General features: G+C 68.3%; 11 protein-coding genes. 5 read left to right on the plus strand and 6 right to left on the minus strand.

Annotated features, from left to right (window positions below):
• Positions 1-66: 66 nt before the first annotated feature.
• Positions 67-2,205, plus strand: coding sequence for a choline BCCT transporter BetT (gene betT, locus IEY84_RS05420; protein ID WP_229788369.1), 2,139 nt, complete (start codon positions 67-69; stop codon positions 2,203-2,205).
• A 49-nt stretch (positions 2,206-2,254) separates the two neighbouring features.
• Here betT and IEY84_RS05425 read toward each other — a convergent pair whose 3' ends face one another.
• The 3 genes from IEY84_RS05425 to IEY84_RS05435 form a co-directional block, all read right to left on the minus strand.
• Positions 2,255-2,824, minus strand: coding sequence for a Uma2 family endonuclease (locus IEY84_RS05425; RefSeq protein ID WP_183544821.1), 570 nt, complete (start codon positions 2,822-2,824; stop codon positions 2,255-2,257).
• 722 nt (positions 2,825-3,546) lie between these two features.
• Positions 3,547-4,809: an HNH endonuclease signature motif containing protein gene (locus tag IEY84_RS05430; protein ID WP_183544820.1), complete on the minus strand. Its 1,263-nt coding sequence runs from the start codon at positions 4,807-4,809 to the stop codon at positions 3,547-3,549.
• Positions 4,810-5,277: 468 nt separating this feature from the next.
• Positions 5,278-5,673, minus strand: coding sequence for a hypothetical protein (locus IEY84_RS05435; protein ID WP_183544819.1), 396 nt, complete (start codon positions 5,671-5,673; stop codon positions 5,278-5,280).
• A 106-nt stretch (positions 5,674-5,779) separates the two neighbouring features.
• On the opposite strand from IEY84_RS05435, the gene IEY84_RS05440 reads away from it, so the two are divergent.
• Genes IEY84_RS05440 through IEY84_RS05455 form a run of 4 tightly spaced genes read left to right on the plus strand, consistent with a single transcriptional unit; the run spans position 5,780 to position 9,172 of the window.
• The gene (locus IEY84_RS05440; RefSeq protein ID WP_183544818.1) at positions 5,780-6,994 is read left to right on the plus strand and encodes a homogentisate 1,2-dioxygenase; all 1,215 of its coding nucleotides are present in this window, start codon (positions 5,780-5,782) and stop codon (positions 6,992-6,994) included.
• Positions 6,991-8,193 carry a fumarylacetoacetase gene (gene fahA, locus IEY84_RS05445; protein WP_183544817.1) on the plus strand — a complete coding sequence of 401 codons (1,203 nt, stop codon included), beginning with the start codon at positions 6,991-6,993 and terminating at the stop codon, positions 8,191-8,193. The genes IEY84_RS05440 and fahA overlap by 4 nt, the downstream gene beginning before the upstream one ends.
• The gene (locus tag IEY84_RS05450; protein ID WP_183544815.1) at positions 8,190-8,579 is read left to right on the plus strand and encodes an acyl-CoA thioesterase; all 390 of its coding nucleotides are present in this window, start codon (positions 8,190-8,192) and stop codon (positions 8,577-8,579) included. The genes fahA and IEY84_RS05450 overlap by 4 nt, the downstream gene beginning before the upstream one ends.
• A gap of 53 nt (positions 8,580-8,632) precedes the next feature.
• Positions 8,633-9,172: a pyridoxamine 5'-phosphate oxidase family protein gene (locus tag IEY84_RS05455; RefSeq protein ID WP_183544813.1), complete on the plus strand. Its 540-nt coding sequence runs from the start codon at positions 8,633-8,635 to the stop codon at positions 9,170-9,172.
• Here IEY84_RS05455 and IEY84_RS05460 read toward each other — a convergent pair.
• From IEY84_RS05460 to IEY84_RS05470, 3 genes are read right to left on the minus strand one after another with little or no spacing between them, the layout of a single operon-like run.
• On the minus strand, positions 9,147-10,694 hold the full coding sequence (locus IEY84_RS05460) for an acyl-CoA synthetase (protein WP_183544811.1): 1,548 nt from the start codon (positions 10,692-10,694) through the stop codon (positions 9,147-9,149). The genes IEY84_RS05455 and IEY84_RS05460 overlap by 26 nt on opposite strands.
• 12 nt (positions 10,695-10,706) lie before the next feature.
• Complete coding sequence (locus IEY84_RS05465) at positions 10,707-11,843, minus strand: DUF5938 domain-containing protein (RefSeq protein WP_183544809.1); 1,137 nt, start codon at positions 11,841-11,843, stop codon at positions 10,707-10,709.
• 1 nt (position 11,844) lies between these two features.
• Positions 11,845-12,627, minus strand: a complete 783-nt coding sequence (locus IEY84_RS05470; RefSeq protein ID WP_183544807.1) for an SDR family NAD(P)-dependent oxidoreductase — start codon at positions 12,625-12,627, stop codon at positions 11,845-11,847.
• Between the last annotated feature and the right edge of the window lie 106 nt (positions 12,628-12,733).

The raw sequence follows: 12,733 nt of genomic DNA on the forward strand, positions 1-12,733 counted from the left end.
AACCGTGACCCGAACCGGCGCCGGGTGGACTAGCCTGCCGGGCACCCCAACCGGAGGAGACAGCTCATGCCGGACACGATCGACCCGTCGCGTATGCCCTTGGGTGAACCCGCCGCGGACCCAGACGAGATCCCCACGACCAAGGCGGAGCTGAACAAGACGGTCTTCTTCGGCTCTGCTGGGGTGGTGGTCGCGTTCACGCTCTTCACCCTGCTCGCGCCCGACACCGCGGGCACCGCGATCGGGCATGTCGTCGGGTGGATCTCGACGTACTTCGGCTGGTGGTATTTCGCGCTCGCCGCGGCGTTGATCGCATTCGTCCTGTTCATCTGTCTGTCTCGCTACGGGCGGATCCGGCTCGGGCCGGAGGAGTCCCGGCCGGAGTACTCGCTGTTCACCTGGACCGCGATGCTCTTCGCCGCCGGGATCGGCGCCGACCTGATGTTCTACTCCGTCGCCGAGCCGGTCGCGCAGTACCTCACCCCGCCCACCGGCGAGGGCGGCACCGTCGACGCCGCCGAGCAGGCGGTCAGCTGGACGCTGTTCCACTACGGGCTGTCCGGCTGGGCGATGTACGCCGTCATGGGCATGGCACTGGGCTACTTCTCCTTCCGCCACGGGATGCCGCTCTCGATCCGGTCGGCGCTCTATCCGATCTTCGGCAAGCGGGTCCGCGGCCGGCTCGGTGACGGCATCGACCTGGCCGCCGTGCTCGGCACGATCTTCGGCATCGCGACCTCGCTCGGTATCTCGATCGCCCTGCTCAACGCCGGTCTGAACGTTCTCTTCGGCATCCCCGAGGGCCGCGCCGCCCAGGTCGGGCTGGTCGTGGTCGCGGTGCTGCTCGGCACCATCTCGGCGGTCTCGGGGGTCGACAAGGGCATCCGCCGACTCTCCGAGCTCAACGTGCTGCTCTCGCTCACACTGATGCTCTACGTGCTCTTCTCCGACAACACCGCGTTCCTGCTCAACTCGCTGGTGATGAACCTGGGTGACTACCTGGTGAACCTGCCCGGGATGAGCTTCGACACGATGCCCTACGACACCGTCGAGAACCCTGACGTCGGCGTCTGGAAGAACCTGTGGACCCTCTTCTTCTGGGCCTGGTGGGTGGCCTGGTCGCCGTTCGTCGGGCTGTTCCTGGCGCGGATCTCGCGGGGCCGGACGATCCGGCAGTTCCTGGTCGGCGTGATGATGATCCCGTTCGGCTTCATCCTGCTGTGGGTCTCGATCTTCGGCAACAGCGCCCTGGGCCGGATCCGCGGCGGCGACGCCGAGTTCGGCGAGCTGACCAACGCCAACTACGCGCAGGGCTTCTACGCCTTCCTCGACAACTATCCCGGTGCGATCGCGCTGGTCGCGCTCGCGACCCTGACCGGGTTCCTCTACTACGTGACGTCCGCCGACTCCGGTGCGCTGGTGATGGGCAACTTCACCTCCCGTCTGCCGCACCCGATGGCCGACTGCTCGATCCCGGTACGCATCTTCTGGTCGGTCGCGATCGGTGCGCTGACCCTCGCGCTGATGTTCGCGGGTGGCGATGCGTGGCTGACGACGCTGACGAACGCCACGATCATCATGGGGCTGCCGTTCTCGATCGTCCTCGCCCTGGTCGCCGTCGGGCTCCACCGCTCGCTACGGCTGGAGTCGCTCAAGTCCACCAGCGCGAGGTACGCCCTGCCGGCCGCCATCTCCTCGGCGCGCCTGGTGGGAGCGGCCGATGGTGGCGTACGTCCCTCGTTGTCGCAGCGGCTGCGCCGCTCGGTCAACTATCCCACCGCGCGAGACACCGAGCGCTTCATCCAGACGGTCGCGACACCTGTGCTGGAAGAGGTCGCCGCCGAGCTCTGCACGCACGGGCTCACCTCGGTCGTGACCGAGACCAAGGCCGTGCGCGGCGTCCACGGGGTCCAGCTCCACACCGATCTCGAGGACGCCCCCGCGTTCGTCTACAAGCTCACCCCGCTGCCGTGCCCTGCCCCGACGTTCGCGGTCGGCCGGGTCAGCGGCGAGGTCTACTTCCGCACGGAGGTCCACCTCGCCGAGGGCACCCAGGGCTACGACGTCAACGACTACTCGCGTGAGCAGCTCATGGGCGACGTGCTCGACCAGTACGAGCGGCACCTCTCCTACCTCCACCTGGTCCAGCAGGAGAACCTGCCGGCAGAGGTGCCCGAGGCGCCGGAGGAGGCGACCAAGCCCTGATGGTCGTGCGGCTGGGAGCGGCCAATCGGCCGCCCCCAGCCGCACGCCCTCAGCGGACCAGGTCGTTCAGGTCGATCTTGAGCTGGAACGGCTGCGGCACGTCGAGCCGGTCGCGGAAGATCCCGGTCGGGACGTAGGCGTTGGTCAGCTCGTCACGCTCATAGACGTGGACCGCCGGCGCCCCGTCCTCGTTCTCGATGCGCCAATAATGGGAGATGCCCGCCTCGGCGTACTTCTGCGGCTTGACGGCCCGGTCGCGGTGCTCGGACTCCGGCGAGACCACCTCGACCACCAGAACCACCGTGTCGGCCTCATAGAACGAGGCCTGGTCCGAGATCCGCGCCGTGCTCACCAGCACGTCCGGCTCCGGCCGGTTGCGCCTGTCGAGCACCACCGTCAGCTCCCGATCCACCTCGAACCCGTCAGGCGCCTGCGCCGTCAGCGCGTTGGTCAGGGCCGTGACGAGCCGACTGTGCCAGCGGCGCTGCGGTGACATGTTGAAGACCAGGGCTCCGTCGATGAGTTCGGTATGACGCGGCGCCTCGACGAGCATGTCAAGGTCTTCGGAGTACCAACCCTCCTCACGAGGAGGGTGCATCCACTCGGGCAACGCGGTCATAGTTCGAGGATACCGTCCCTTGCTGGTGTCGGTGGTCGAGCTTTTCCGTCCCGGTTTGGTCTCGGGAAGCCTCGCGGAAGTGACTGTTGCTGGACTCGGTGTTCGCCGCCGACCCTCGTTCAATTGTTTCTCGATCGCGCACCGCGTCAAGGACGGGCTTCGCCCGCCGCTTCGCGGTGGCCTGCGGCCATCCTTGACCCGGCACCCGATCGAGAAAGATTTCGCCTGTATCGGGTCGGCGGCGGGGTTTGGCGCAGCGGACTCAGTTCGGCACGGGCTTGAGAGCCGTGGCCGGCGTGTTGCTGCTGGGCGAGGGGCCGGGTCGCTGGTGCCTACGCCAGTGGGCGAGACCTTGTGAATCGCTCACAAGGCTGCCTGAACCGGCGACGAGCCGCAGGGCGGCGGTTCTCCACTCCTCCACACTGACGCCCACCCCCACGGAGTTTTCCCACCCTCCGGAGCGTGGGGAAGCTCCGTGAGCGTGGGGAAAGATCTGCACGCGTGGGAAAGTCCGCCAGGTGGGGACATCAGGCTGTGCGGGCGGCGCGAGTCCGCCCCTGCTCTGCGAGCGGCATCGGCGAGGGTCTGAACCATTGACGCGATGCCACCGAGGCCACCTCGAGAGCCCAAGTGAGCCGTCCTGGCCCGGGGCAGGCGTAAGTGCCCGCGCATAGGCGGGGTCTTGGCGCGATGCCGTGGCGGGGTGGTCTCGGCTTGCCGGTTTAGGGCCGGCGGGTGAACCGGACGGTGCCGTCGGGCAACCGCTCATGGACATAGGCAGGGTTGTGCGCCAGACGGTGATGATGCGGACACAACAGGACCCCGTCCTTCAGGTCCGTTCTTCCGCCGGCTGCCCATGGTTCTAGATGGTGGGCGTCGCACCATTCCGGTGGCATGTCACACCCTTCGGCTTGGCAGCACTTCTGCTGGAGTCGGAGTGCTTTGCGCTGGATAGGCACGAAGAACCTGCTGCCTCGACCGACATCGAGGACCTCACTGTCACCACCCAACACCCACGGGATGATGGTGGCGTTGCACGCCATTCTGCGGGCTTCGGCGGCGGTGATGGTGGTGCCGTTGGTCTCGTCGTAACCGAGGGTCGCGGTGCCGAGATCTTTGCGGAGCTCCTCAAGCGAGATCACGACATTCACGACCGTGGCGTCGCCACCGTGACGGGGCAGCGCAGTCGGGTCGATGGTCTCGATCAGCCGGGCGAAGCCCTGACCCATCATCCGCTCCCACGGCGGCAACGGCGCACCCTTGTCCACCAGTCGCTGCTTACGCGGCTGGGCCCAGGCTTCGACCTGCTTCTTGAACCGCATTCCGATCGATGTCGGGAGAACACCGTCGAAGCCGATGGTGCCGTCGTGGTTGTCCCACACCCGCAGCGCGGTCTTCTGCTGGGCCCGTTCTTCTTCAGCGAGGAGGGCTTTGGCTTCGGCTTCGTCGAACCGATCGGGGTCGATCGCAGTCAGGACCCGTTTACCGGCGTTGTGGAGTTCTTTGGCGGTGGCCTGGGTGGCGTAGTCGACCAGCAGCTTCCCAGCGAGGACCAGGTCCTCACCGGTGGTGACCGGGTCGGCCTCGATCTTGTCGAGTGTCTCGGTGATCACCCGAGCCTTCGCCTCAGAGACGACACCGGCAGTGAGGCCGGCGGCGACCAACTCGTACTTCGCCACCGCACGGGCGAGCTTGATCTGCGAACGAGCCGCACCTTTGTCGACGAGCAGCTCGGCCCGCATCCACGCCGAGGCGTCTTTGTCGCCGGTCTCTGCGGCGATGTCACCCGAAACGGCCAGCACCCGCAGCGTCAACGCCGTCTGTTGGGCTTGGAGCTTCTCCACCCGGGCCAGGTAGTCCTTCTTCTGACTGGTGCGCCAATAGGTCGGGTCCATCGCGAGCAGCTGCTCGAGGGAGGTTTCGATGGCAGCAAGAGCCACCTCAAGAACGTCTCCAGGACTGGTGCCCCAGTGGTCGATGCTCATTGCTGTCTCCTCCCTTCAAAGGCGTGTCGTAGTGCCTCCGATTCTATGCCAACCGAGCCTTCTCGAAAACCTATTTGTGCAGGTCAAACCGACTGTTCGCGGTGAGTGAACGGCCTCAAACCTGTGGATGGTAAGTGGCCCGAAGGGCCACCCTCGCACCCCACGCGCCCCACCGTTTCGAAGCATGATTTCGCTGCGCCACACCCGGGCCGCCGCCCCGATAGCCAGCCAAATCTTTTCTCGACATGGTCCGGTGTCAAGGATCGCCGAAGGCGACCGGCGTAGCCGGCGCCCGGAGGGCGTCCTTGACTCCGGGGCAGGTCGAGAAGACCCTCGAAGGAGGGTCGGCGGCCCCGGCCGGCGTTCGGGTGGGAGGTTCCGGTAGGGAGGTCTCGACAAGCTCGACCACCGGGGGCTGGTCGTCCAGGCAGGGAGGTCTCGACAAGCTCGACCACCGGATCTCCAGATTCACCCGAAGTCGATGAGCCGCCCATCCTCGTGCATGACACACCCTCGCCCGATCCAGGCAACCGCATGCTCCTTGTCCCCGACCGCGATGTAGGAGTAGCTGGGCGGAACCCAGACGAGGTCGTAGTCGACGCCGCCCAGCGCCCGCTCGGTAGGGCGAACCGCGTCGCCGGAGGGGTCGAGGGTGCGTACCGCCTGCTCGACGGAGTCGAAGTACCTTCGACCGTTCTCGGAGAGCTCCTTCGCGCACCAGGCACACGTGCCGAGCGCCTCGATCTGTGCGGAGGTGGCGGGGACCGGGGCGTCCAGACCGAGAAGCTGGGGGCAGGCCCGGACGTGCAGGAGACGGCCGCGCGCATGCGCCACGAAGAGGGTCTCGGGAGTCTCGGAGGGCATCTTCGGAGCCTAGGGGAGCGAGTCATGCCCCTGGAGGTATCTGAGACGAATTCGGGACGTTCGGCCCCCGTAATCGGTGTGGTCGAGGTCACGTACGATCCGGGGTATGGCGCATTACCAACAGCGCGGGCACATCCCGCCCAAGCGGCACACCCAACACCGCGACGGAGAAGGGAACCTCTACTACGAAGAACTCATGGGCGAGGAAGGGTTCTCCTCGGACTCCTCCCTGCTCTACCACCGCCACATCCCCTCGGCGGTGAAGGACGTACGCATCTGGGAGCTGCCCGACCACGGCACCACCCCCAACCATCCCCTGCGCCCGATGCACCTCGGGCTTCACGACCTCGTCCCCGGCGAGGACTGGAAGGGCCACGACGCGGTCACCGGGCGCCGACTGGTGCTCGGCAACGGCGACGTACGCATCCACTACGCGGTGGCGGGGGAGACCTCGCCGCTCTACCGCAACGCGATCGGCGACGAGTGCGTCTACGTCGAGTCCGGGACCGGTGTCGTCGAGACGGTCTTCGGCGACCTGATGGTGGGGCAGGGTGACTACGTGGTGATCCCACGCGCCACCACCCACCGCTGGGTGCCGGTCGGCGATGCTCCGCTGCGGGTCTACGCGATCGAGGCGAACTCCCACATCGCCCCGCCGAAGCGCTACCTGTCCCGGTACGGCCAGTTCCTCGAGCACGCGCCCTTCTGCGAGCGCGACCTCCGGCTCCCGACCGACCCGCAGGCGGTGGACGCGTCCGAGGCCGAGGCCCAGGGAGTCGAGGTCTACATCAAGCACCGCGGCCCCGGTGCCGGCGGTATCGCCGGCTCGGTCCACGTCCTCCCGCACCACCCGTTCGACGTCGTCGGCTGGGACGGCTGCCTCTATCCGTACGTCTTCAACATCGCCGACTACATGCCGATCACCGGCAAGGTCCACCAGCCGCCGCCGGCCCACCAGGTCTTCGAGGGCAACAACTTCGTGATCTGCAACTTCGTGCCACGCAAGGTGGACTACCACGAGCTCGCGGTGCCGGTGCCCTATTACCACTCAAACGTCGACTCCGACGAGGTCATGTTCTACGTCGGCGGCGACTACGAGGCCCGCAAGGGCTCCGGGATCGGCATCGGCTCGATCACCCTCCACCCCGGCGGCCACGCCCACGGCCCGCAGCCGGGCGCGATGGAGCGCAGCCTGGGCGCGGAGTTCTTCGACGAGCTCGCGGTCATGGTCGACACCTTCCGGCCGCTCGAGATCGGCGAGGCCGGAGCCGCTGTCGACGACGGCAAGTACGCCTGGACCTGGGCAGGGGGCCGCAAGTGAGTTCGTGGCTGGACATCGAGGACAGTCAGTTCGGCCTCGAGGCGCTTCCGTACGCCACCTTCCGCACCACCGCCGACGCGACCCCGCGGCTCGGGGTGCGGATCGGTGACCTGGTGCTCGACGTCGCCGCGGCGGCCGAGGATCTGGCCGAGCACTGCGAAGGCGGGCTCGACGGGCTGCTCGCCGCGGGGCCCGAGGTGTGGGCGGACGTACGGGCGGAGGTGACCCGGCTGCTCAGCGATCCTGCCTGCGAGGCCGAGGTCAGGCCGCACCTGGTGACTCTGGCGGACGCAGAGCTGCTGCTGCCGTTCACGGTGGCCGACTACGTCGACTTCTACGCCTCCGAGCATCACGCCTCCAACGTCGGGAAGATGTTCCGCCCCGACTCCGAGCCGCTGACGCCCAACTGGAAGCACCTGCCGATCGGCTACCACGGCCGCTCCGGCACCGTGGTCGTCTCCGGCACGGACGTCGTCCGGCCGACCGGGCTGCGGAAGACCCCCGACGGGATCGTCGACGGCCCCTCGATCCGGCTCGACATCGAGGCCGAGCTGGGCTTCGTGGTCGGCGTCGGCTCCGAGATGTCCCACCCCGTCCCGCTCGCCGAGGCGGCCGACCACATCTTCGGGATCACGCTCCTCAACGACTGGTCAGCCCGTGACATCCAGGCCTGGGAGTACGTCCCGCTGGGCCCGTTCCTCGGCAAGTCGTTCGCCACCTCGATCTCGCCCTGGGTGCTCCCGCTCTCGGCGCTCGCGGCGGCACGGGTGAGCCCGCCGAAACGAGACGTCCCGCTGACCGGCTACCTGGACGACTCCAGGCTGGAGCCGTGGGCTCTCGACCTCGCCCTCGAGGTCCGGCTCAACGGGTCGGTGGTCTCCGAGCCGCCGTACGCCACCATGTACTGGACCGCGCCGCAGATGCTCGCGCACATGACCGCCAACGGCGCCTCGCTGCGCGTCGGCGACCTGTTCGCCAGCGGCACGATCAGCGGCCCCGATCCGGGCCAACGCGGCTCGTTCCTCGAGCTCAGCTGGTCGGGGGCGGAGCCGTTCAAGCTGGAGGACGGTTCGGTGCGTACCTTCCTGGAGGACGGCGACGAGGTCACCATCACGGCGACCGCGCCGGCGCCGAGCGGCGGCCGAATCGCTATCGGCGAGGTCAGCGGGCGGATCCTGCCCGCGAAGGAGCGTCCGTGACGACGGTCTACGAATTCACGCCCCGCTACCTCGAGGTCGACATGCAGGGGGTGATGTTCAACGGCTGGTACCTCACCTACGTCGACGAGGCGATGACCCACTTCATCGACACCCGCGGGGTGCCGTACAGCCGCTGGCAAGAGCTGGGCGTCGACGTCCAGCTCGCCCACGCCGACCTGGACTGGAAGGCCGGCATCGGTTTCGGCGACCGGGTCCAGGTGCCGGTGCGCACCACCCGCATCGGCACCAAGAGCTTCACGCTCGAGTTCGAGTTCCGCCGGGGCGAGGACGTCGCGTGCGCGGTGTCGGTCGTCTACGTGGTCGTCTCCGCCGACGGGTCGGGGTCGACCGCCATCCCGCCGGAGATCGCCGCCGCGATCGGCTGATCTGCGCAAGAACGGTCAAGCGTCCAGGAGGCGGGCGGTGTGAGACTTCTCGTGTGCACGAGACAGACGAAGAGATCACCGACCTGCAACGCCTCCTGGACGCCTCGATCGGCCGCGCGAACGGCCATCTGACCGGAATCGTCAACGACGAGAGCCGCCTCGATGCCCGTCAGCTCGTGACCGAGCTGACGGGCATGAAGGTCTTGGTGCTGGCCACCGTGACCGCAGCAGGCGAACCGCGGACCAGCTGCGTCGACGGCCACTTCCGCAACGGTCGCTGGCTGTTCGGGACCGCTCCCACCGCCGCCAAGGCCAAGCACATGCTCGCCCGACCGGCGGTGAGCGCCACCTACGTCGACGGCGAGCGCATCGGCGTCTTCACCCACGGCAAGGCGCACGTGGTCTCCGAGGGGCCGGAGTTCGAGGACTACAACGCCTTCTTCACCGAGTACTACGGCTCGGACCCGCAGACCTGGGACGGGCCGGGCGTCGTCTACGCCACCATCGAGCCGAGCTGGATGGTGGCATACGCAGCCGAAGCCTCCACGTTCCCGAGGGACTCAGCGGCTACGGCCCGATCAGCTCCTTCTTGATCTCGGTCTTGAGCACCTTGCCGACCTTCGAGCGCGGCAGATCCGGCCACACCTCGATCTGCTTGGGGGTCTTGACCGCGCCGATCCGCTCCTTGACGTACGCCTTGAGCTCGGCGACGTCGACCGCGGCGCCGGGCCGGGGGAGGATGACGGCGGTGACGCGCTCGCCCCACTTCTCGTCAGGCAAGCCGACCACGGCGCAGTCGGCGACGGCGGGGTGGGTCATCAGCGCCTGCTCGACCTCGGTCGAGTAGACGTTGAAGCCACCTGTGATGACCATGTCCTTGGCGCGGTCGACGATGTGCAGGAAGCCGTCTTCGTCGAGGAAGCCGATGTCGCCGGTGTGGTGCCAGCCGTGTGCGCTCGCCTCGGCGGTGGCCTCGGGGTTGTCGAGGTAGCCGCGCATGACCAGGGAGCTGCGTACGACGATCTCGCCACGCTCCCCGGATCCGAGCAGCGCACCGCGCTCGCCCATGATCGACACGGTCACCAGGGGCGCGGGCCGACCGGCCGAGGAGAGCCGTTCGGTGGCGACGGTCCCGTCGCCGTGGAAGTGGTCGGCGGGCGACATGGTCGCGATCATCATCGGCGCCTCGGTCTGCCCGAACAGCTGCGCCATCACCGGCCCGATCCGGGTGAGCGCCTCCTCGAGTCGCGTCGCCGACATCGGCGCCGCGCCGTACCAGAAGCAGCGCAGCGACCTCAGGTCTGAAGAGGGCAGCGCCGGATGGTCCAGCACCAGGTAGATCAACGTCGGTGGCAGGAACGTGTGGGTGACCCGCTCCCGCTCGATGTGCTCGAGGAAGGCCCCCACATCGGGAGTACGCATCACGACGATCTTGCCGCCCAAGCACAGCACCGGGAAGCAGAGCACTCCGGCGGCGTGGGTGAGCGGTGCGAGGGCGAGGTAGGTCGGCCGTTCCGGGGCGGCGGGCCACGGGTAGGCCATCAGGGTGATCGCCGACATCGACTCCAGGTTGGTGCCGGTGAGCATGACGCCCTTGGGGCGCCCGGTGGTGCCCCCGGTGCCGACGACCATCGCGAGGTCGTCGGCACCGGGGGGCTCGTGCGCCTCGACCGGCTCAGTCGCCGGCGGGGCGAACTCGTCCCACGTCAGCGCCCAGTCGTAGGACCCGTCGAGGCAGACCAGTGTGGTCAGCTCCGGCAGGTCCGAGCGGATCTGGTCGACCAGCGCGGCGAAGGCCGACTGGAAGATCAGCGCCGAGCAGCCGAAGAGCTCGAGGAGCTCCCGGTTCTCCGCGGCCTCGCTGCGTGGGTTGATCGGACACCAGACGCCCCCTGCGCGACTGATGCCGAAGACCGAGGCGAAGGCGACCGGGTCGTTGGCCGACAAGATGGCCACCTTCGCGCCCGGTGCGACGCCGCGGTCCCGAAGGCCCGCGGCGACGCGGTTCGAGAGGTCGACGACCTCGGCGTACGTCCAGGTGTCCTCGCCGCAGACGAGACAGGGAGCGTCCCCGCCGAGGGAGGCGCCCTTGTCGAGGTAGTCGACGAGCCGCATCCGGGCGCCTCCTCAGTTCCGCTGCCGGGTGACGACCGGCTCCGCGACCAGGCCGAACGCCTGCAGCTGGCCGAGAAGCTCACGGTGGCCGAACGCCTGGCAGCCGGAGGCGAAACCGACCCGGCGCGGCGGCTGCTGCAGCAGCGAGTAGGCGACGTACGCCTGCAGCAGCCCGGTCTGCTTGTAGTTCTGGTTGCCGTGGATGACGCAGTGCGCGCGTCCGAGCGGGCCGGAGGCGTGCACCGAGTCGAGCGACTTGTTCAGGCGCGGGTTCTCCCGCGGCGGCATCTGGTTCATCACCTGGGCCGCGGTGGCGGTCAGCGCCTCGTCGCGCTGCTCGGCGTCCATGTCCTTGGTCGCCTCCAGGGCACCCGCGACGATCTGCGGAACCCCGTTCATCAGCGCGGCGTTGAAGACGCCGCCCTGGGCCTTGCAGCTGGCCACCTTCGGGTCGCGTCGGTACCAGACCGGGTGCGAGGTGCCGCCCCACGGCAGCGAGAGCGCCAGCTCGTGCTGGCCCGGCACCACCAGCGGGACCAGCCCGGCGGTGGGGTCGAACTCGACGTACGCGTTCTGCTCGAGGTAGTGCGCCTTCGAGGTCGCCGCGTTGACCAGGATCGTGCGGGTCGAGGCGATCGTGGGGGAGCCACCCCAGAAGACCGCGATGTCGAGGGTGTCGAGGCCGGGCTGCTCGAGGCAGATCTCGGCGGCGATCTCGCCGGTGGTGTACATCTGCGCGATCCCGGGCGCGAGCAGCAGGCCCTCGTCCGCGAAGTCGGCGCCGTACGTCTCGTCGCAGGTGATCAGCCAGTCCTGCTCGCCGGTGGTGTCGGTGTAGTGGACTCCCGCCGCCAGGGCCGCCTCCACGACATCGGGACCGTACTGGGAGAACGGCCCGACGGTGTTGAGGACCACCTTCGCGCCGGTGAACAGCTCGGTGAGCGCTTCGACAGAGTGCTCGACCTCGGCGATCTCGTAGTCGGCGGTCTCGATGCCGGGCACGTTGGCGGCCATCGAGGCGACCAGCTTGTCCTTGGAGCGGCCGGCGGCCACGAACGGCACTCCGAGCTCGCGCAGGTATTCGCACACCAGCCGGCCGGTGTAGCCGGAGGCGCCGTAGACGACGACGGGCTTCTTCTGCTCGCTCATGTCACATCCCCATTCCGCCGTCGACCGCGAGGCCGACGCCGTTGACGAAGGCCGCCTGGTCGGAGGCCAGGAAGACGACCGCGTTGGCCATGTCCTCGACCGTGCCGAGACGTCCCGAGGGGGTCAGCTCGATGACCCCGCCGACAGCCGCCTCCGGAGACTCGAAGAGACCGAGCTGGGCAACGTCGTTGGCCAGCCCGGCGCCCATCTCGGTCGGGACCAGCCCGGGGTAGAGGCAGTTGACGCGTACGCCATACCCGAGCTTGCCGCTCTCCATCGCCGCCACCCGGGTCAGCCGGTCGACGGCGCTCTTGGTGGCCGAGTAGACCGAGATGCCGGGGAAGGCGATGGTCGCCGCGACGGAGGCGATGTTGACGATCACGCCGCCCTTGCCGGCAGCGCCGTCGGGCCGCATCGTACGCAGGCCGTGCTTGAGGCCGAGGGCCGTGCCGAGCACGTTGACCTCGAGCATCTTCTTCACATCGGCGGGGTCGAGCTCGGTCACCAGGCTGGTGACCTCCACGCCGGCGTTGTTGACCAGGATGTCGAGACCGCCCAGGCCGGCGACCGCGGCGGCCGCGCCCGCTTCCCAGGAGGCGTCGTCGGTGACGTCGAGGTGCACGAAGACCCCTCCGATCGACTCGGCCACCTTGGCGCCGAGGTCGTCCTGCACGTCAGCGACGGCGACCTTCGCGCCGGCCGCGGCGAGGGCGCGGGCCATCCCTTCGCCGAGGCCCTGGGCCCCGCCGGTGACGAGCGCTGTCCGTCCGCTCAGATCGGTCATCTGTGACTCCTTCATCGCTGTGATGTGACTCACAGACAATCGCGGATCTTGACAAGTGTCAAGATTTCTTTTGACAGTTGACCAGAAAATGGAACGGCCGGGTCCG

Origin of the sequence: Nocardioides albus (assembly GCF_014648255.1) — a bacterium.
In the GTDB taxonomy this organism is placed as follows: domain Bacteria; phylum Actinomycetota; class Actinomycetes; order Propionibacteriales; family Nocardioidaceae; genus Nocardioides; species Nocardioides albus.